The organism is Lachnoclostridium sp. An118 (genome assembly GCF_002160985.1).
In the GTDB taxonomy this organism is placed as follows: domain Bacteria; phylum Bacillota; class Clostridia; order Lachnospirales; family Lachnospiraceae; genus Claveliimonas; species Claveliimonas stercoravium.
On record NZ_NFLQ01000007.1, the window covers coordinates 71,033 to 91,205 of the forward strand.

The 20,173-nt window shown below is 58.1% G+C and carries 20 protein-coding genes; 16 read left to right on the forward strand and 4 right to left on the reverse strand.

The window, feature by feature from the left end; genetic code table 11:
- Positions 1-11: 11 nt before the first annotated feature.
- Both feoB and B5E62_RS07935 read right to left on the reverse strand, forming a co-directional pair.
- Positions 12-2,054: a ferrous iron transport protein B gene (feoB, locus tag B5E62_RS07930; protein ID WP_087174085.1), complete on the reverse strand. Its 2,043-nt coding sequence runs from the start codon at positions 2,052-2,054 to the stop codon at positions 12-14.
- On the reverse strand, positions 2,038-2,280 hold the full coding sequence (locus B5E62_RS07935) for a FeoA family protein (RefSeq protein WP_087174086.1): 243 nt from the start codon (positions 2,278-2,280) through the stop codon (positions 2,038-2,040). The genes feoB and B5E62_RS07935 overlap by 17 nt, the downstream gene beginning before the upstream one ends.
- A 170-nt stretch (positions 2,281-2,450) precedes the next feature.
- Here B5E62_RS07935 and B5E62_RS07940 point away from each other — a divergent pair, with 170 nt between their 5' ends.
- A complete protein-coding gene (locus B5E62_RS07940) occupies positions 2,451-3,326 on the forward strand; it encodes a putative ABC transporter permease (protein ID WP_087174146.1) in 876 nt (291 codons plus the stop codon).
- Positions 3,327-3,396: 70 nt separating this feature from the next.
- On the opposite strand, the gene B5E62_RS07945 is transcribed toward B5E62_RS07940, so the two are convergent.
- On the reverse strand, positions 3,397-4,080 hold the full coding sequence (locus B5E62_RS07945; protein WP_162610281.1) for an NUDIX domain-containing protein: 684 nt from the start codon (positions 4,078-4,080) through the stop codon (positions 3,397-3,399).
- A gap of 16 nt (positions 4,081-4,096) precedes the next feature.
- Positions 4,097-4,771 carry a J domain-containing protein gene (locus tag B5E62_RS07950; protein WP_162610282.1) on the reverse strand — a complete coding sequence of 225 codons (675 nt, stop codon included), beginning with the start codon at positions 4,769-4,771 and terminating at the stop codon, positions 4,097-4,099.
- 197 nt (positions 4,772-4,968) lie between these two features.
- On the opposite strand from B5E62_RS07950, the gene B5E62_RS07955 reads away from it, so the two are divergent.
- From B5E62_RS07955 to B5E62_RS08025, 15 genes are all read left to right on the forward strand, one after another.
- Positions 4,969-5,448, forward strand: coding sequence for a pyridoxamine 5'-phosphate oxidase family protein (locus B5E62_RS07955; RefSeq protein WP_087174089.1), 480 nt, complete (start codon positions 4,969-4,971; stop codon positions 5,446-5,448).
- Between the two features lie 30 nt (positions 5,449-5,478).
- Entirely contained in the window at positions 5,479-6,303 is an 825-nt protein-coding gene (locus B5E62_RS07960) for an Hsp70 family protein (protein ID WP_242957779.1), read from the forward strand.
- 207 nt (positions 6,304-6,510) lie between these two features.
- Positions 6,511-7,821, forward strand: coding sequence for a phenylacetate--CoA ligase family protein (locus tag B5E62_RS07965; RefSeq protein WP_087174091.1), 1,311 nt, complete (start codon positions 6,511-6,513; stop codon positions 7,819-7,821).
- Position 7,822: 1 nt separating this feature from the next.
- Positions 7,823-9,577 carry an indolepyruvate ferredoxin oxidoreductase subunit alpha gene (iorA, locus tag B5E62_RS07970; protein ID WP_033126927.1) on the forward strand — a complete coding sequence of 585 codons (1,755 nt, stop codon included), beginning with the start codon at positions 7,823-7,825 and terminating at the stop codon, positions 9,575-9,577.
- On the forward strand, positions 9,577-10,155 hold the full coding sequence (locus B5E62_RS07975) for an indolepyruvate oxidoreductase subunit beta (protein WP_033126928.1): 579 nt from the start codon (positions 9,577-9,579) through the stop codon (positions 10,153-10,155). Before iorA ends, B5E62_RS07975 begins: the two co-directional genes overlap by 1 nt.
- A 36-nt stretch (positions 10,156-10,191) precedes the next feature.
- A complete protein-coding gene (locus tag B5E62_RS07980) occupies positions 10,192-10,611 on the forward strand; it encodes an ACT domain-containing protein (RefSeq protein ID WP_033126929.1) in 420 nt (139 codons plus the stop codon).
- Positions 10,612-10,653: 42 nt separating this feature from the next.
- Complete coding sequence (locus B5E62_RS07985) at positions 10,654-11,985, forward strand: phenylacetate--CoA ligase family protein (RefSeq protein WP_033126930.1); 1,332 nt, start codon at positions 10,654-10,656, stop codon at positions 11,983-11,985.
- 16 nt (positions 11,986-12,001) lie between these two features.
- Positions 12,002-12,445 carry an amino acid-binding protein gene (locus B5E62_RS07990; RefSeq protein WP_087174092.1) on the forward strand — a complete coding sequence of 148 codons (444 nt, stop codon included), beginning with the start codon at positions 12,002-12,004 and terminating at the stop codon, positions 12,443-12,445.
- A gap of 243 nt (positions 12,446-12,688) precedes the next feature.
- On the forward strand, positions 12,689-13,777 hold the full coding sequence (gene gcvT / locus B5E62_RS07995; RefSeq protein ID WP_087174093.1) for a glycine cleavage system aminomethyltransferase GcvT: 1,089 nt from the start codon (positions 12,689-12,691) through the stop codon (positions 13,775-13,777).
- Between the two features lie 26 nt (positions 13,778-13,803).
- Complete coding sequence (gene gcvH, locus B5E62_RS08000) at positions 13,804-14,187, forward strand: glycine cleavage system protein GcvH (RefSeq protein ID WP_087174094.1); 384 nt, start codon at positions 13,804-13,806, stop codon at positions 14,185-14,187.
- 44 nt (positions 14,188-14,231) lie between these two features.
- The gene (gcvPA, locus tag B5E62_RS08005; protein ID WP_087174095.1) at positions 14,232-15,542 is read left to right on the forward strand and encodes an aminomethyl-transferring glycine dehydrogenase subunit GcvPA; all 1,311 of its coding nucleotides are present in this window, start codon (positions 14,232-14,234) and stop codon (positions 15,540-15,542) included.
- 3 nt (positions 15,543-15,545) lie between these two features.
- Entirely contained in the window at positions 15,546-16,988 is a 1,443-nt protein-coding gene (gene gcvPB / locus B5E62_RS08010) for an aminomethyl-transferring glycine dehydrogenase subunit GcvPB (RefSeq protein ID WP_087174096.1), read from the forward strand.
- Positions 16,985-17,983, forward strand: a complete 999-nt coding sequence (locus B5E62_RS08015) for a lipoate--protein ligase (protein ID WP_087174097.1) — start codon at positions 16,985-16,987, stop codon at positions 17,981-17,983. The genes gcvPB and B5E62_RS08015 overlap by 4 nt, the downstream gene beginning before the upstream one ends.
- Positions 17,984-18,005: 22 nt before the next feature.
- Positions 18,006-19,412: a dihydrolipoyl dehydrogenase gene (gene lpdA / locus B5E62_RS08020; protein ID WP_087174098.1), complete on the forward strand. Its 1,407-nt coding sequence runs from the start codon at positions 18,006-18,008 to the stop codon at positions 19,410-19,412.
- A 61-nt stretch (positions 19,413-19,473) separates the two neighbouring features.
- A complete protein-coding gene (locus tag B5E62_RS08025; protein ID WP_087174147.1) occupies positions 19,474-20,100 on the forward strand; it encodes a cyclodeaminase/cyclohydrolase family protein in 627 nt (208 codons plus the stop codon).
- Positions 20,101-20,173: the final 73 nt, after the last annotated feature.

A 20,173-nucleotide genomic window follows, 5' to 3' on the forward strand; every position in this document is an offset into this window, starting at 1 on the left:
GAAAATGGGGATTACAGCAGCAGACCGATGTGGTAGACGAGAAAGCTCATCACCCAGGCCACTGCAAACTGGAAGCACACGAAGCAGGCGGTAAGACGCCTGCTTTCTGTCTCCCTGCGTATGGTGGCGATGGTGGCCGTGCAGGGGATGTAGAGCAGGCAGAAGACCATCAGTGCGTATGCGTTCACCGCGCCAAAGCCCATGGCACCCAGGGTGGAGGCCATGGCGGTCATGCCGTGGGATGTGGTGATGTTCTGGATGCCAAAGAGCACGCTGCAGCTTGAGACGACCACCTCTTTTGCGGCGATCCCGGCGATGAGGGCCACCACGATCTGCCAGTAGCCGAGCCCCAGAGGGGTAAATATCGGTACAATGGCCTTTCCTATCCAGGCGCCAAAGCTGGCGCTTATGTCCGTCACGTAGCCTGTGGGGCCGAAATTCAGGAGCACCCACATGATGACGGAGGCAACGAAGATGACAGTCCCTGCCTTTGTCAGGTAGTCCTTGATCTTCTCCCACACGTAGATGGCGATAGTCCGGGCGTTGGGAGACTTGTACTCCGGCAGCTCTATGAGGAGCGCGTGCTCTGCCTTGCTGCCGTCAAATCTGGAGATGACGAAGGCGGAGGTGATCGCCACCAGGATGCCCAGCAGGTACATGGAGTAGCACACCAGCATGGCGTTCCCTCCGAAGAACATGGAGGAGAACAGCACGTAGATGGGCAGCCTTGCGCTGCAGGACATAAAGGGGGTGATGAGGATCGTCTTCAGGCGGTCCCTGCGGTGCTCCAGAGCCCTTGAAGCCATGACTGCCGGGACGGAGCACCCGAACCCCAGGAGCAGGGGGATGAAGGCCCGCCCTGAAAGGCCCAGGCGGCTCATGATGTCGTCCATGACAAAGGCCACGCGGGACATGTACCCGCTGTCCTCCAGTATGGCCAGCGCCAGGAACAGGATGAAGATGTTGGGCAGGAAGGTCAGGATGCCGCCCACGCCGGAGATGATGCCGTCCACGATGAGGGAGGTGACCATGGGGCCTGTGCCCACCGCGGCAAGGCCCTCTGACACAAGGCCGGAGAAGGCGTCCAGCCCGATCTCGAAGTAGCCCTTCAGGAAATCGCCCACCGTGAAGGTGAGGAAGAACACCAGGGCCATGATGGCGAGAAAGATGGGGAGCCCTAGCCATCTGCTGGTGAGGTACCTGTCGATGTGGTCGGTCCGGGCCTCGTTTTTCGACTTGTTGACAAGGACCTCCTGGATGATCTCCTCAATAAAATCATATTTCTGGTTGATGATGTCTTTTTCGTAATCCCGCTCAATGATATCGGAAAGTTCCAGGGGGTACTGGCTGCTGACGCTCTTGTCCCTTTCCAGATATTTGATAGCGTGCCACCTCTTATTGGCCATATCCGGATAGGACTGCTTCAGCCGGTCCATGATCTGGTCGATCTTGTCCTCTATGTAATCTTGATACACCATGGCGTACTCCTGGTGGTGGTTGTGCCTGTGGGCGGAATGCTCCCCGTGGTGATGGTGGATAAAGGGACTCTGCGCCCCGTGGTCTTTGTGGTGCGCCACGGCATGGAGCAGGATGGACAGACCGGTTTTCTTTCTGGCGGAGACAGGGATGGCAGGGATGCCCAGCATCTCCGGGAGACGGTGCAGGTCGATCTCCATGCCCCGCTCCTCCACGATATCCATCATGTTCAGAGCCAGAACAACAGGTTTGCCCAGCTCGATGAGCTGGAGAGTCAGATAGAGGTTCCGCTCCAGGCAGGAGGCGTCCACCACGTCCACGATGACATCCACCTCGTCACTCAGGATACACTCCCTGGACACAGTCTCCTCCATTGTGTAGGAGGTGAGGCTATAGATACCGGGAAGGTCGATGAGCCGAAAATCCTGTCCCTCGTAGGTGGCGTGGCCCTCTTTTTTCTCCACCGTGACACCGGGCCAGTTGGCCACCTTCAGGTTGGCTCCGGTGAAGGCGTTGAAGAGGGTGGTCTTGCCGCAGTTGGGGTTGCCTATGAAGGCTACATTAATCGAGCCTGCCATCTTCCGCCACCTCCCTCACATCGATGTTGTCGGCGATCTGCCGGCCAAGCGCAAATCGAGTGCCCCGGAATCTGGCGGTCAGGGACCCCTTCTTGTCGTTGTTTAAGATCGTGATAAGAGCACCCTCTGTGAGCCCCAGGGCCTCCAGCCGGCGCTCCAGCTTCTTTTCAGTGTGTATGCCGCATACCTGGTATGTATGGTCATTTTTCCCTTGCTTTAGTATCATTTGTAAGTCTCCTTTAATGAGAAAAATTATCTTCTAGTGTATGATTATAGCATTATTTGACTGCACTGACAATGTGAAGTATAATCTTGCTGTCACACTCCCCGTCACCGTCCGGCCCGTTTTCCGGTGCGGCGGGCGGGGGAGGAGATGCTTTGGGAAAGGAGTTTTATATGCGGATATACAGCCTGCTGCTCTATTTTTTTATATACAGCTTTCTTGGATGGTGCACAGAAGTGGCCTATGCCACGGTGAAGGAGAGGAGATTCGTAAACAGGGGATTTCTCAATGGCCCCTGGTGCCCTATATACGGGGTGGGCGTGTCTGCGGTGGTGACACTGCTCGACGGCTTCCGGGACAGCCTGCTGCTCCTGTATCTTTCCTCCCTTGTGCTTGTGACGCTGATCGAGGGTATGACAGGGGTTATCATGGATAAGATATTCCACCATAAGTGGTGGGATTACACGGGCCTTCCCCTCAATATCGGCGGATATGTGTGCCTGCCCTTTTCCATTGCATGGGGAGCAGCCTGTGTAGTGATCGTAAAGGGGATCCACCCGCTCATCGAAAGACTGGTGGGATTTCTGCCGGAGGCGGCGGGAGCTGCCCTGCTCTGTGTCCTGACGGTCTGCCTTGCCGCCGACGTGGCGGTGACGACAGCGGGCATACTGAAGCTGAACAGGCGCCTGGATATGCTGGAGAGGATCGGGGCGGAGCTGCATGAGATCTCAGACAGGATGGGAGCCAATATCCACGAGAATGTCATGGATGCCATGGAGAAGGCGGAGGCGCTGGAGGATGTGGCTCAGGCCAGGAAAGAGCAGCTGGATGCCCTTTCCGGAGAGGCGAGGGAGCGGCTGGACCTTCTCTCCGGTGAGACGAGAGAGCGCTATGATATGCTCAGACAGCGGTACGCGGAGCTGACCGGGGCAACCCTGCAGGCCAGCCGGAGGCTTGTGAGGGCGTTCCCCAGGATGGAGTCCAGAAGGCACAAGGAGCTGCTGGACGAGCTGAAGCGGAGGCTGGAAGAGGTGACCAGAAAAAAATAAGAGAAGAACATGGAAAAAGGGACATTTCCAACCTGTCAGCGGGGTGGAAATGTCCCTTTTTGGAAGGCGGTCAAATGTGGAACAGCTCTTTCAGACCGCACAGGATCATAGCGCCGTGGTCAAAGGCCAGTCCCTGGCTGTTCTTTGCGAGGCAGGAGCCCTCATCGAAGCGCAAGGGGCATTCCAGGGAGGAGGAGAGGACCTGGCCGCCTCCCTCCAGGCGGAGCTCATAGTGGAACAGGCCCGGCCGGCTTTCCTCCCGGCGTGTCAGGGCAACGGTGAACCACCTGGCATCGCTGGCGTCATCCCCGGCCTCTGCGGGGATCTGGTCTGTGTCCAGGACAGCCAGATGGGCGCAGCTCATGACCCAGGTGCGGGGGTCTCTGCCGGGCTTTGAGAAGGTGTAGAGCTGCTGCAGGGGCACGCCCTCCACGTGGGTCTCCTCCAGGAGCTCTCTTCTGGCGGCCTCCATGACTGTCTCGCGGGGCTCCACAAAGCCTCCCGGAAGAGCATAGCGACCAAGGCAGGGGTGGCCGCCTCTTCTGACCAAAAGGACCCTCAGTGCCCTGCCGCCCAGATAGTGCTGCCGGTCCTCTGATGACATCCTCCCTCCGCCTGCAAGGCGGGAGGAAAGTCCAGGGGCGGCAAAGATGAGCATGTCCACCGTCATGGACGGGCGGGGGTAGTCGCCGGGCCGGTACCGGGCCAGGAATTCCTCCTCTGTCAGACCGTTTTTGTCTCGAAGTGCTTCCATTGTCATGCGCCTCCTGTCAGGACTGGAGCTGCCGATAGGAGATCAGCTTGTCCAGGTTGTTCAAGAACAGTGTGTTCTGGCTGGTTATCTTCTTCTTTTCCAGAGTGGATTTACACTGCTCCAGGTAGCTGTCGTACATGGAGTAGAGCAGTGCGTAGGGCAGGTCCCGGTTCTGGCTCCACTGGAACAAAAGCCAGTTCATGGCGTGGGAGAACCAGTATCTGCGGGGGATTTCCCCGTCTTTCAGCACCAGGATGTGGGGGTGGGCCTCCTCGGCGATGGCTGCCAGCTTCTCCGCATCCGGCTCCTGACGGCTGAACCTTTTGGGCTTCAGCAGGCCGGCACTCTCGCTGACCAGACCGTTCAGCCTGTTGGCGGCCTCCCAGTAGGGTGCGAAATTGGGGGATAGAGGTCCGCTGCGGCGTGCCTCCCTCTCCCTTGCGCGCTCGGCCCGGGTCTCCCGGCGGATGGGGTTGCGTATCCTGCGGTCGTAGGTCCTCCGGCTCTCCGGGTTGCTCAGGATCCGGTAGGCGGTGAGCACATTCTGGATGTAGGCTGTGGTGTCAAAGGTACTGTTTATATTTTCGTCCGGATGCATTTTTTTCACTAAAAAATTCTTGGCGTCTGCAATCTCTTTTTCATCTGCATCCATAGAAACGCCAAGAAGATCATAGTAAGTACAATCTTTCATATACATCTCCCCTTGTTGGATCAGTTTATAAACTCCCATCTATTATAATACTTCAGCAGGGCCGGGAAATCAACCGGAAAGTCAGGCTTGTTGTTCGGCGGAAAGGGTGGTAAACTGACAGTAAATGCGTGGGCGCCAGGCCGGAGAGCGTAAGCCGCAAAAAAGAGCGAGGCAAAAGGAGAAAGGAAGAGGAAGCTATGAGAAGGCCAAAGAGACAGATGACGGATATGGGAGAGATTACCAGGATGATCGGGGAGTGCGCCGTGTGCCGCGTCGGCATGCAGAGCCAGGGGAAAATCTACGTGGTGCCCATGAATTTCGGCTATGAGCAGGAGGGGGAAAGGCTTACCTTCTACCTCCACAGCGCAAAGGTGGGCCGCAAGATCGAGGCGCTCAAGGAGGAGCCGGAGGTGTGCGTGGAGCTGGACTGCCGGCACGGGCTGATGGAGGCGGAGCTCCCCTGCAGCCACAGCTATTGCTATGCCAGCCTCATCGGCACCGGGAGGGTGCAGGTCCTGAAGACCTATGAGGAGAAGCTGGAGGGACTGAAGAAGCTGATGAGACATCAGACCGGAAAGGATTTTGATGATTTTGACGAGAAGTGGGTGGGCGCTGTGGAAGTGCTGAAGGTGGAGCTTGAGGAGTACGCCTGCAAATACCACGACGGCACCAACTAGGAAAGAAGAGTGTGAAAAGAGGCATCCCTGGTGGGAGGCTCCACGAGGATCCCGGCTGTCCAGGAGAAGGTGCGGATGCTGACAGGAAAAGTGCCATCCAGGAACATCAACCCAGACGAGTGCGTGGCAAAGGGGGCAGCCATCCTGGGAAGCACTCTGGAGGGAAACAGCCTGGTGGCGGCAGGGACGGACAAGAGCCTGCTCCTTCTGGACGTGACCCCTCTGAGCCTGTCCATTGAGACCGTGGGCGGCGTGGCCACCCGGCTCATAGAGAGGAACACCACCCTTCCCACCCGGTATTCCCGGGTATTTACCACAGCGGCTCCCTACCAGCGCTCTGTGGACATCCATGTGCTCCAGGGGGAGCGCCCCATGGCCAGGGACAACAAGACCATCGGCAGATTCAGGCTGAAGGGCATCAAGGCGGCGCCCGCCGGCGTGCCCCAGATCGAGGTCTCCTTTGACATCGACGCCAACGGCATCCTGAAGGTGTCCGCCCGGGACCTGGACACAGGGAAGCAGCAGTCCATCACCATCACCTCCAACGACAGCATGTCCGAGGACGAGATCCAGCAGGCCATCCGTGACGCTCGGGACTACGCCGGGCAGGACCAGACGAGAAGGGACGCGGTGGAGGTCCTGGGAGATGCCCGGAAGCTGATGGCAGAGACGGAGCGGAAGCTGAAGGAGAAGAAAAAAGACCTGGACAGAGGGAAAAAGAAACAGGTGAAGGCTGACGTGAACAGGCTGAACAAGCTGACCATGAAGTGCCGCCTGGACAAGGTGACAGAGGAGCAGCTCTCGGAACTCCGGGAGGCTGTGCGCCAGCTTGAGGAGAGCGCCGGGAGTCTGTAGACATTTGCTCAAATAATACTCTGAAGAGTCAGTTGTATTTCAACACTCTTTGGAGTATTATTTTTTTAAAACGGAAAAGCAATCAGAGGTACTTTTTAGACGATAAATTTTGTGATTTTTCGCAAATTAATGCTTTAACTTGCGAAAGTATTGTGCTATACTAAGGGAAGCACGACGCGGAAGCGTAAAATTGAAGGAGGAAATGTCATGATCTGGTCGAAGGAAGAGACCCTGCCAAGAGGCGAGATAGAAGCGATCCAGCTGAAGAAGCTGAAGGAGACGGTGCCCTATATTTATGAGAGGGTTGCTCCCTACCGCAGGAAAATGGACGAGGCAGGGGTGAAGCCGGAGGATATAAAGACACTGGCGGATCTGACGAAGCTGCCCTTTACATACAAAGCGGATTTCAGAGACAACTACCCCATGGGGCTTTTTGCCGTGGACAAGAAGGAGCTGGTCAGATTCCACGCCAGCTCAGGGACCACAGGAAAGCCCACGGTGGTGGGATACACAAGGAATGACCTGGACATGTGGCTGGAAAACGTGGCCCGCATCGCCTGTATGGGCGGCGCCACAGCCGACGACGTGGCCCAGATTTCCTTTGGATACGGGACCTTCACAGGGGCCCTGGGACTCCATGGAGGTCTTGAGAAGATCGGCGCGTCTGTCATTCCCATGTCTTCGGGAAACACGAAGAAGCAGATCATGTTCCTGCAGGATATGGGCGTGACCCTTCTGGTGGCCACTCCCTCCTACGCCCTCCATTTGGGGGAGGAGATACGGGCGAGAGGCCTGGACCCGGAGAAGGACCTGAAGGTGCACATCGGTCTCTTCGGAGGCGAGGGCATGACGGAGCCCATGCGGGATGAGATGCACAAGGTGTGGGGCCAGCGCTTTCTGTGCACCCAGAACTACGGCATGAGCGAGCTGTGCGGCCCGGGCGTGGCCGGAGAGTGCGAGGAGCTTGTGGGCATGCATGTCAACGAGGACTGGTTTATCCCGGAGATCATCGACCCAAAGACAGAGGAAGTGCTGCCTCCCGGAGAGAGAGGCGAGCTGGTGGTCACCTGTCTCGGGAAAGAGGCGCTGCCCCTTCTGCGCTACCGGACAGGGGATATGACAAGGCTCATGTATGAGCCCTGCAGATGCGGAAGGACGACCGTGCGCATGGAGAACATCTCCGGCCGGGCGGACGACATGCTGGTCATCAGAGGCGTGAATGTATTCCCGACCCAGATCGAGGAGGTGCTGCTCCAGATACCGGAGATCGGACCCCACTACGAGATACTGGTGGAGAGAAAGAACCGGCTGGATGTCATGACCATCACCGTGGAGCTGGTGGACGACAGGCTGCTTGACAGCTACGCGCAGCTCAGCGAGCTGGAGATGAAGATCAGGAAGGGACTGAAGTCCCAGCTGGGCCTTGCCACCCAGATCAAGCTGGTGGCTCCCTACTCCCTGAAGCGGTTTGAGGGAAAGGCAAAGAGAGTGACAGATTTGAGAAAGGATGGACTGTAAAATGTCAGAGTCAAAGAGAGTGATCATGCTCGGCAATGAGGCCATTGCCAGAGGCGCCTACGAGGCGGGAGTGAAGGTGTCAGCCGCCTACCCGGGCACGCCGAGCACGGAGATAAGCGAATATCTTGTACAGTACAGAGACGACCTGTACTGCGAGTGGTCTCCCAACGAGAAGGTGGCCACAGAGGTGGCGATCGGCGCCTCCATAGCGGGGACGAGAGCTATGTCCTGTATGAAGCACGTGGGCTTTAACGTGGCGGCAGACCCGGCCTACACCGTCTCCTACATGGGAGTGAACGGGGGCCTTGTCATCGTGGTGGCCGACGATCCGGGACTTTACAGCTCCCAGAACGAGCAGGATACAAGGATGGTGGCAAGGGCGGCCCACCTGCCGGTGCTGGAGCCCTCCGACAGCGCGGAGGCAAAGGAGTTCATGAAGCTGGCCTTTGACCTGAGCGAGCAGTTTGACCGGCCCTTCGTGTACCGGACCACTACCCGGCTGGCCCACTCCCAGGGGCTGGTAGAGCTGTGTGAGAGAGAGGAAGTGCCGGATAAGCCCTACGAGAGAGACCCGGCCAAGAACGTCATGATGCCAGGCAACGCGAAGGGGCGCCATGTGGTCATCGAGAGGCGGATGGAGGAGCTGGCTGAGGCAGCCAACACACTTTCCATCAACAGGGTGGAGATGAACGATACGAAGATCGGCGTCATCACAAGCGGTATTCCCTACCAGTATGTAAAAGAAGTGCTGCCGGAGGCATCCGTGCTGAAACTTGGCATGGTCAATCCTCTGCCGAGAAAGCTGATCGAGGACTTTGCGTCAAAGGTGGAAACGCTCTATATCGTGGAGGAGCTGGATCCGGTGATCGAGGAGCAGGTGAAGTCCTGGGGCATTAAAGCCATCGGCAAGGAGATCTTTACCGTGCAGGGCGAGTACAGCGCCAATATGCTCAGGGAAGCCATCCTCCATGAGGACCTGCAGCTTGATGCGCCGGCCCAGGTGCCGGGACGCCCGCCTATCCTCTGCCCGGGATGTCCCCACCGCAGCGTCTACTATGTGCTGAACAAGCTGAAGATACACGGGGCAGGCGACATCGGATGCTATACGCTGGGAGCGGTAGCGCCGCTGAGCGTGGTGGACACCACCGTCTGTATGGGCGCCAGCATTTCCACTCTCCACGGAATGGAAAAGGCGAAGGGCAAAGACTATATTAAAAACTGGGTAGCCGTCATCGGCGACTCCACATTTTTACATACAGGTGTCAATTCCCTCATGAACATGATGTACAACAAGGCCACGGGAACGGTGATCATCCTGGACAATTCCACCACCGGAATGACAGGACATCAGGACCACGCGGCCACGGGCAAGACGCTCCAGGGCGACCCCACCTACGCCATCGACATCCCGGGACTTTGCCGGGCACTGGGCGTGAAGCACGTGCAGGAGATCAACGCTCTGGACATTGACACTCTGGAGAAGGCCATCAGGGAAGAGGTGGCAAGGGACGAGGTGTCGGTCATCATCACAAAGACCCCCTGTGTGCTCCTGTCCAAGGCGAAGAAGCCTCTCTACACCGTACATGCGGACAAATGCAAGAAGTGCGGCATGTGCATGAAGCCGGGATGTCCGGCCATGACGAGAAACGAAGACGGAACCATCCATATTGACGATACGATGTGCACCGGATGCGGACTGTGCCAGTCGCTGTGCAAATTCGGGGCGATCGAACTGGTAAAGGAAGGTGACAGATAATGGCAGTAAAAAATATTATGATCGTAGGCGTGGGCGGCCAGGGAACCCTGCTCACCAGCCGTGTCCTGGGAGGCCTGGCCATCGCCGGAGGCTATGACGTGAAGCTGTCCGAGGTGCACGGTATGGCCCAGAGGGGCGGAAGCGTTGTCACCTTTGTGCGCTACGGAGACAAGGTGGCGGAGCCCATCGTGGAGGAAGGGCAGGCGGACGTGATCATCGCCTTCGAGAGACTGGAGGCCATGCGGTACGCCCATTTCCTCAAAAAGGACGGGGCCCTTGTAGTCAATGACTGGAGGATAGACCCCATGCCTGTCGTGATCGGCAGCGCCAGCTATCCGGAGGGCATCCTGGAGGAGCTGGGGAAGACCCACAAGGTGTACGCGGTCAACGCCACGGAGGAGTCCAAGAGGCTGGGCAATCCAAAGGTGTTCAACATGATCGTGCTGGGCGTGGCGGCGCAGCACATGGATTTCAGCAAGGAGGACTGGTACAGGGTCATTGAAAATACAGTGCCGCCAAAGACAATAGATATCAACAGGAAGGCATTTGACACAGGATATCACCTTACTGCAAGATGATATAGATTTTAAGGACCAGAAAAAAGGAGGTGTCACATGATCAAGCAGCTATCAGTTTTCGTGGAGAATAAGCCGGGCAGCCTGATGGAGGTTACATCCAAGCTCACAGAAGCACACATCAACATCCGGGCCGTCGCGTCTTTTGATACTCCGGAGTTTGGGATCCTTCGTCTCGTAGTAGATAAGCCAACAGAGGCGAAGGGTTATCTCACTGAGAGGGGATTTGTCGTCAGAGTGAATGATGTCATCGGCGCAGAGCTGGAGGACAAAAAGGGCAATCTCAATCAGATGTTGGCAGTACTTGCAGAAAACAGCATAAACGTGCGCTACATCTATTCATTTGTAATCCGCGAAGGACGCGCTCCGGTTCTGGTTTTCAGCACCGACGATTATGAGAAAGCAGCTTCCATTCTTAAGGATGCAGGTGTGAAGATGGTAGACGAGTCAGACCTGTAGGCCTGGCCGCACCAAAAGTATCAAGAATAGGAGTAAAAGAAAATGGCAGGAGTATCATTAGAAAATTGGCAGGAGAGGATCAGGGATCCGAAGATCGAGTGTATGAGCAGGGACGAGATGAGCGCCCTGCAGAGTGAAAAGCTTGTTAAGCAGGTAAAGAGAGTGTATGAGAACGTACCCTTCTACCGGAGAAAAATGCAGCAAAAAGGCGTGGAGCCCGGCGATATCCGGGGGATTGAGGATATCGGAAAGCTGCCCTTCACCACAAAGGAGGACTTAAGAGACAACTATCCTTTCGGTCTGCTGGCAGTGCCCCAGGAGAAGATCGCCCGGGTACAGGGAACATCCGGCACGACAGGCAAGCTGACACTGGCCTCCTACACAAAGTATGACGTGGAGGTGTGGGGTGAGTGCGTGGCCAGGGCCCTCACTATGGCCGGCCTTACCAGCGAGGACCGCATCCACATCTGTTACGGGTACGGGCTTTTCACGGGAGGTATGGGGCTCGACTATGGCGCTATGCAGCTGGGAGCTATGGCCATTCCCATGTCTGCGGGGAATACCCAGAGACAGATGATGTGCATGGAGGATTTCGGAGCCACAGCCTTCGCCTGCACCCCGTCCTACGCCCTCTACCTGGCCGAGTCCATCCAGGAGGCAGGGCTTGTGGACCGCATGCAGCTGAAGGCGGGCATCCACGGTGCGGAGCCCTGGACGGAGGAGATGCGCAGAAAGATTGAAGATATCCTCCATATCAACTGCTTTGATATTTACGGCCTCTGTGAGGTGACAGGACCGGGCGTTGCCCTGGACTGCATCCACCACGAGGGACTCCATGTATACGAGGACCATTTCTATCCGGAGCTGATCAATCCTGCGACCTACGAGCCCTGCGCGGACGGAGAGACGGGAGAGCTGGTGTTCACAACCCTCTCCAAGGAAGGAATGCCCCTGATCCGCTACCGCACAAAGGACCTGACGAGTATGACCCACGGCACCTGCAAGTGTGGAAGAACGCTCGTGAGGATCCACAAGTTCACAGGACGCACCGACGACATGAAGGTCATCCGCGGCGTGAATGTATTCCCGACCCAGGTGGAGACGGCCCTGCTGTCCATGGGCGGAGGCGTGGCGCCCCACTATCTGATGATCGTGGACAGGGAGAACAATATGGACGTGCTCACTGTCATGGTGGAAGTGGACGAGAGATATTTCTCCGACGAGATCCGCAAGCTGGACGAGCTGAAGAACAAGGTGGCGGCTGTGCTGAAGCAGGCGCTCGGCGTATCTGTCCGCGTGAAGCTGGTAGAGCCGAAGACCATCCAGAGAAGCGAAGGCAAGGCCAAGCGCGTCATCGACAACAGGCAGATGTAAGAAGGAGGGGAATATCATGGGAATTAGTAATACAGTACAGCAGTTATCCGTATTTCTGGAGAACAGGGAGGGACGTCTGGACGAGGTGCTGGCAGCGCTGGCAAAGGGCGGCGTGAATATCGTGGCCCTCAGCCTGGCGGACACCTCCGAGTATGGTATGCTCCGGATGATCGTATCGGACCCCCACAAGGGACGGATGGTCCTGAAGGAGGAGGGGATCACGGCCATGCTCACGGACGTGGTGGCCCTGCGGGTGCCTCACGCCACGGGCTCGCTGGCAAAAGCCATGCACCAGCTTGTGGAGGGCGAGGTCAACATTGAGTACATGTACGCCTTTGCCAACGGAAGCGACGCCGCGGCAGTGCTCAAGAGCGATGAGCCGGGAAGAGTGATCGATATCCTGAAGGGAAGCGGCTTTGACGTGTACACTGCTGACGAGGCATACCGGGCAAATGTATAAAAACTGTATAGTTGTGAAAAAATAAACAATTGTACGAAGTGTCAAATAAAAAACAATTATTGACAGAAAATTTCGGGGCGTTTATAATAGAGCCAGATTTAATGAGACAGGTGTTACGATCTGGACGAGGCTCTGGATGAACGGACAGGGAGAGACTGGTTTCAAGGGAAGAAGACGGTCTCTCCCTTTTTATTTTCATTTGTCTCATCAATAAAAAAGTCTGGCAAAGGAGGAAAAGGAGAAATGGAACGGAAAACACCGCTCTACGAGGCACATGTGGAGGCGGGCGGGAAGATCGTGCCCTTTGGGGGCTATCTTCTCCCGGTACAGTACAAAGAGGGCGTGATCAAAGAGCACATGGCAGTGCGCACCCGGGCGGGGCTTTTTGATGTGTCCCACATGGGGGAGATCCTCTGCCAGGGGAAGGACGCCCTGGCCAACCTGCAGATGATGCTGACCAACAATTTTGACGATCTGACAGACGGTCAGGCCAGATACAGCCCCATGTGCAATGAGCAGGGGGGCACGGTGGACGATCTGATCGTGTACAAAAAGGCCGATGAGGACTATTTTATCGTGGTCAACGCGGCCAACAGGGACAAGGACTACCAGTGGATGCTGGACCATCAGTTCGGCGAGGTGACATTTACCGATGTGTCGGACCAGTACGCCCAGCTGGCCCTCCAGGGGCCGAAGGCCATGGAGATCCTGAGGAAGGTCACAGCAGAGGAAAATATCCCGAAGAAGTACTATCACGCCGTGTTTGACACGGAGGCGGCGGGGATTCCCTGCGTTATCTCAAAGACCGGATACACCGGCGAGGACGGAGTGGAACTTTATCTGGACAGCAAAAGGGCGGAGGAGATGTGGGATGCTCTCCTTGCGGCCGGGGAGGAGGAGGGACTGATCCCCTGCGGCCTGGGAGCAAGAGACACTCTCCGGATGGAGGCGGCCATGCCTCTCTACGGACATGAGATGGACGACCAGGTGACACCCCTTGAGGCAGGTCTGGGATTTGCGGTGAAGATGGGAAAAGAGGACTTCATCGGAAAGAGGGCCCTTGAGGAGAAGGGGGGACCGGCAAGAAAGCGCATCGGACTGAGAGTGACCGGCCGGGGCATCATAAGAGAGCATCAGGACGTATACCTGGGTGACCGGCTCATCGGCCGCACCACCTCCGGCACCCACTGCCCCTATCTTGGCTGCCCGGTGGCCATGGCCCTGGTGGATGCGGATTGCACAGAGCCGGGGACAAAGGTGGAGGCGGACGTGAGAGGACGTCGGGTGGAAGCCGAGATCGTGTCCCTTCCGTTTTACAAGAGGAGCAAATAGAAAACAGAGAGTGAAAGGAGAAGATCATGGAATTAAGAGAAGGACTGCTGTATTCAAGATCACACGAGTGGGTAAAAGAGGAGGGCGATGAGGTCCTCATCGGACTGACAGACTACGCCCAGTCTGAGCTGGGCGACCTTGTGTTTGTCAATCTCCCGGAGGAGGGCGACGAGGTGGCCACAGGAGAGAGCTTTGCGGACGTGGAGTCTGTCAAGGCTGTGTCGGATGTGTACTCCCCGGTGACCGGCGTGGTGAGCGCTGTGAACGAGGAACTCCTGGATGCGCCTGAGTCCATCAACGAGGCACCCTACGACGCCTGGTTTGTCAGGGTCAAAGACATCTCTGACCGGGAGGAGCTGCTGACAGCGGCGGAGTATGAGGCGTTTGTGGAGAGCGAGAAGGACGCGTAAGAGCAGAGGAGGAAAGCAGAAGGAGAGAAGAAGGAGGGAAATATATGGGAAGCTATGTGCCGAACACCCAGGAGGAACGGCAGGCAATGCTTGAGGCCGCCGGCTATGCGTCCATGGACGACCTGTTCCGGGATATCCCGGAGGAGGTGAAGCTGAAGGGCGGACTGAACATACCTGAAGGGCTTTCTGAGCTGGAAGTGAAGAGAAAGATGCAGTCCATAGCTGCAAAGAACAAAGTGTTCCCCACCATCTTCCGGGGGGCGGGGGCCTACCGCCACTACATCCCGGCCGTGGTGGGCAGCGTGACATCCAAGGAAAATCTGCAGACTGCCTACACCCCCTATCAGGCGGAGATCAGCCAGGGAATCCTGCAGTCCATCTTTGAATACCAGACCATGATCTGTGACCTGACCGGGATGGATGTCTCCAACGCCTCCGTCTATGACGGCGCTGAAGCCGCGGCAGAAGGAGTGGCCATGTGCAGAGAGAGGAAGCGCGGCAGGGCCTGCATATCCGCCGCGGTCCTTCCCAGCATCCTTGAGACGGTAAAGACCTACTGCTTTGGGAACGGGATGGAGCTGGAGGTGATACCGGAAAAAGACGGTGTGACAGATGTGGAGTGGCTGAAGGCACACCTGGATAAAGAGACAGCCTGCGTCCTCATCCAGCACCCCAATTACTACGGGAACCTGGAGCCGGCAAAGGAGATCGGCGAGGCAGTCCACCAGGCGGGGGCCAAATTCATCATGAGCGTGAATCCCATCTCGCTGGGTATCCTGAAGACACCGGCCGAGTACGGGGCCGATGTGGCGGTGGGAGAGGGGCAGCCTCTGGGACTTCCCCTCGCCTTCGGCGGACCCTACCTGGGCTTTATGGCCGCTACCAGGGCCATGATGCGCAAGCTGCCGGGCAGGATCGTGGGACAGACGAAGGACCGGAACGGAAAGACCGGCTACGTGCTGACCCTGCAGGCAAGGGAGCAGCATATCCGCAGGGAGAAGGCATCCAGCAACATCTGCTCCAATCAGGCCCTCTGCGCCCTGGCAGTGGGCGTCTACCTGACAGCTATGGGAAATGAGGGGCTTGAAAGAGCCGCCTCCTCCTGCCTGTCCAAGGCCCACTACTTTGCAAAAAGGCTGGGAGAGGCGGGCTTTGAGCTGGAGAACAGGGGCGGGTTTTTCCACGAGTTCGTGACCGTGTCGGAGAAGGAGTCCGGCCGGGCGCTGCAGGCCCTTGAGGAGCACGGCATCCTGGGGGGACTTCCCCTGGACGACCACCGGATCCTCTGGTGCTGCACGGAGATGAACACAAAAGAAGAGATGGACGAGGCAGTCCGCATCCTGAAGGAGGTGTAAGGCATGTTAGTATTTGAAAAGAGCAGACCAGGCAGAGGATGCCCTGCGCTTCCTCCCTGCGATGTGGAGACCGTGAGCCTGCCGGCGGGGGACAGACGGGGGAAGGAGCTCCACCTGCCTGCCCTGTCCGAGGTGGAGATCTCCCGGCACTACACGGAGCTTGCAAGGAAGACCCACGGGGTCAATGACGGTTTTTATCCCCTGGGCTCCTGCACCATGAAATATAACCCCAGAGTCAACGAGGCGGTGGCCTCCCTTCCCGGATTTACCGAGATCCATCCTCTCCAGGGAGAGGACACGGTGCAGGGCTGCATGGAGGTGCTCCACCTGGCGGAGAAATATCTGTGTGAGATCACCGGCATGGACCGTATGACCTTCCAGCCCGCGGCGGGAGCCCACGGGGAATTTACCGGGCTTCTCCTCATCAAGGCCTACCATGAGAGCAGGAAGGATGGAAAGAGGACGAAGATACTTGTTCCCGACTCGGCCCACGGCACCAACCCGGCCAGCGCGGCCATGGCAGGCTACTCCGTGGTGACCATCCCCTCCAACGCGGAGGGCTGTGTGGACATCGGGAAGCTGAGGGAGGCGGCCGGCGATGACGTGGCGGGCCTGATGCTGACCAATCCCAACACAGTGGGACTGTTTGACAAAAATATCCTTGAGATCACAGATATCGTGCACAAATGCGGCGGACTGTGTTATTATGACGGGGCGAACCTGAATGCGGTCATGGGCACTGTGCGCCCGGGTGACATGGGCTTTGACGTGGTCCACCTGAACCTCCACAAGACCTTTTCCACGCCCCATGGAGGCGGCGGCCCGGGAAGCGGTCCGGTGGGCTGCAGGGAGCTGCTGACAGATTTCCTTCCATCCGTTCTCGTGACGGGGGAGGACTGCTGTCGGTTTGAGAGGCCGTCCCGGAGCATCGGGGAGATGAAGAGCTTCTACGGCAATTTCCTTGTGGTGGTGCGGGCCCTCACCTACATCCTCACCCTGGGGAGAGAGGGCATCAGGGAGGCCAGCCAGAACGCGGTGCTGAACGCCAACTACATGAGATGCGCCCTGAAGGATCTGTACACCATGGCCTATGACGAGACCTGCATGCACGAGTTTGTCATGAGCCTTGCGGACCTGAAGAAGGGGACCGGCATCTCGGCCATGGACATTGCCAAGGGACTGCTGGACAACGGCATCCACCCGCCGACTATGTACTTCCCCCTGATCGTGGAGGAGGCCCTCATGGTGGAGCCCACGGAGACCGAGTCAAAGGAGACGCTGGACGATGCCATCCAGGTGTTCCGCAGCCTGTATGAGCTGGCGAAGACAGATCCGGAGAAACTGCACGAGGCGCCTGTCACCACGCCGGTCACAAGGCTGGACGAGGTGGAGGCGGCCCGACATCCGGTCCTCACCTATGATTTCGGAGCAGAGGGAGAAGCATGATTGACACCATCAGATACACAGAGAGCGGGCAGTTTGTGCCCTACCACAATCTGGCTGTGGAAAAATATCTTCTGGAGACCTGCGGCGAGAGGGAGTGCATCCTGTATCTCTGGCAGAACCAGAGGACGGTCATCATCGGGAGGAACCAGAATGCCTGGAAGGAGTGCAGGGTGAGCCGCCTGGAAGAGGACGGCGGGTATGTGGCCCGCCGGCTCTCCGGAGGCGGTGCTGTCTACCATGACCTGGGGAACCTGAATTTTACTTTCCTTGTGAGAAAGAAGAATTACAGCGTGGAAAGGCAGACCGAGGTGATCCTGCGGGCGGTCAGGGCCCTGGGCATCCCGGCGGTCCGGTCGGGCAGGAACGACCTTCTGGCAGACGGGCGGAAATTCTCCGGGAACGCCTACTATGAGCAGGGAGACTACTGCTATCACCACGGTACGCTGATGGTGGACGTGGACAAGGAGGTGCTGGGCAGCTATCTCACGGTGAATAAGGAGAAGCTGAAGTCCAAGGGTGTGGACTCTGTCCGCTCCAGAGTGGCCAACCTGCGGGAATTTGTCCCGGACCTGACTATAGACAGGCTGAAGGCAGCACTGCGGCAGGCCTTTGAGGAGGTGTACGGCCAGAGGAGCACTCCCCTGACAGAGGAGGAGCTGGACGGGGAGAGGCTGAAGGCCGACGAGGAATATTTTGCATCCTGGGAGTGGAAATTCGGGCGCAGGCTGGAATTCCAGTTTGAGCTGTCTCACCGGTTTCCCTGGGGGAGCCTCTCTGTGGAGCTGAAGGTGGATCAGGGAAAAGTGACAGACGCGGCGGTCTATTCAGACGCCCTGAAGCCGGGGCTTATCCTGGCTCTTCCCGACTGTCTGAAAAACGCTAGGTACAGCAGGAAGGCCCTCTGCAGGCAGCTTGGCCTGCTCCACCCGGCCGACCCGGCTGAGGCAGAGATGCTGCGGGATGTCATCCGGTGGGTCGCGTCGGAGGAGATATAGGGAGACAAAAGGAGAAGAGGATATGGAAGAAAGATTCGATCTGATCATCATAGGCGCGGGGCCCGGGGGCTATGTGTGTGCCATCAAGGCCGCAAAGCTGGGGCTGAAGACGGCCGTTGTGGAGGAGAGCCGGGCGGGGGGGACCTGCCTGAACCGGGGCTGTATCCCGGCCAAGGCAATGCTCCACGCCTCCGGACTCTACCGGGAGATCCGGCAGGCGGAGCGGTTCGGGGTAAAGGCAGAGGGAGTCAGCTTTGACTTTGAGAAGATCCTGGCCTACAAGGAGGAGACCACAGACCAGCTGGTGCAGGGAGTGGAGCAGCTCCTTAAGGGAGGCGGCGTGACCTGTCTGGCGGGCAGGGGAAGGCTCCTCCCGGGAAGACAGGTGGAAGTGGAGAAGGACGGAGAAAAGCAGGTGTACCAGGCGGAGCAAGTGGTGCTGGCGGCCGGCTCAAGACCTGTCATCCTGCCCATCCCGGGCATGGATCTGCCTGGTGTCCTGACAAGCGACGAGCTCTTTGCGCTGCGGGAGGTGCCTGAGAGCCTGGTCATCATAGGGGGAGGCGTCATCAGCGTGGAGTTCGCCACCATCTATTCCTCCCTTGGCTGTAAGGTGACGATCCTGGAGGCCATGCCCCGGCTGGTGCCAAACATGGACAAAGAAATCTCCCAGAACCTGAAGATGATCCTGAAGAAGAGAGGGGTGGATATCCACACGGGAGCGGCAGTCCGGTCTGTGGAAGAGGCGGCGGGCGGACTTGTCTGCCGGTTTGAGGAGAAGGAAAAAGAGCAGTCCGTCTCCGGACAGTATGTGCTCTGCGCCGTGGGGAGACGGCCCGCCTCGGAGGGACTTTTTGGGGAGGGCGCAGTCCCGGATATGGAGCGTGGCCGCGTTCTCGTGGATGACAGGTTTGCCACGAGCATCCCGGGCGTCTACGCCATCGGGGATATGATCCCGGGCGCACAGCTGGCCCACGCTGCCAGCGCCCAGGGCATGGTGCTGGCGGAGCTGCTGGCAGGACAGGAGCCCTCTGTGGACCTGGCGGTGGTGCCGGGCTGCGTGTACACGGAGCCGGAGATCGCCTCGGCGGGGCTGGACGAGGAGACAGCCAAAGGGGAAGGGATCCCTGTGCGGACAGGCAAGTTCATCATGAGCGCCAACGGGAAATCCCTCATCTCAAAGGAGGAGAGAGGCTTTATCAAGGTGGTCGTCCATGAGGAGACAGAGGAGATACTGGGCGTGCAGATGATGTGCGGCCGGGCCACAGACATGATCGGCGAGTTTGTCAGCGCTATCGAAAACCATCTGACGGCTTCCCAGGTGCTCCGGGCCATGCGTCCCCACCCCACCTACAATGAGGGCGTGGCGGAGGCGTTGGAGGAGCTGAAGGGCGGAGCCATCCATGTGATGCCCAGAAAGAAGAGATAGCAGAAGAGCCAGAGAGAACAGACAGAAGGACAGAGACAAAAAGAGAAGGAGAAAGACTATGATGATGCTGGAGATGAAGACTACGGAGTTCCTTGAGGAGCTGTCTTCCAAGGCCCCCGTGCCTGGGGGAGGGGGAGCCTCCGCCGCTGTGGGAGCCTTCGGGGCTGCCCTTGGCATGATGGTGGCGAACCTGACTGTGGGGAAAAAGAAATACGCGGCAGTGGAGGAGGAGATCCTGGCGGCCCTGGAGGAGCTGGGGAAGCTGCGGGACAGGCTGGTCGCCCTGACAGACCGGGACGCCCAGGCCTTTGAGCCCCTGTCCAGGGCCTACGGGCTCCCGAAAAATACAGAGGAGGAGAAGGCTGCCAGGGAGAAAGTCATGGAGTCCGCCCTTTACGACGCCAGCGTGGCCCCGCTGGAGATCATGGAGACCGTGCTCGCCTCCATGGACCTTTTGGAGGTCCTGGGGGAGAAGGGCAGCAGGCTGGCCTTAAGTGACGTGGGGGTGGGCATCCTCTTTGCCCAGGCGGCCCTGGAGGGAGCCTCCTTAAATGTCTTTATCAACACACGGCTCATGAAGGACAGAGGCCGGGCGGAGGAGCTGAACGGCCGGGCTGACCGGATGATCGCGGAGGGCCGGGAGAAGAAAGAGCGTATTTACAGCCAGGTGCTCCAGAGTGTAAAATAGAGCGGTACCGATCCGGAAGCCTGACGGTGGACGGACGACATGCGGAAGCAGCATGCAGACACAACACAGGAGG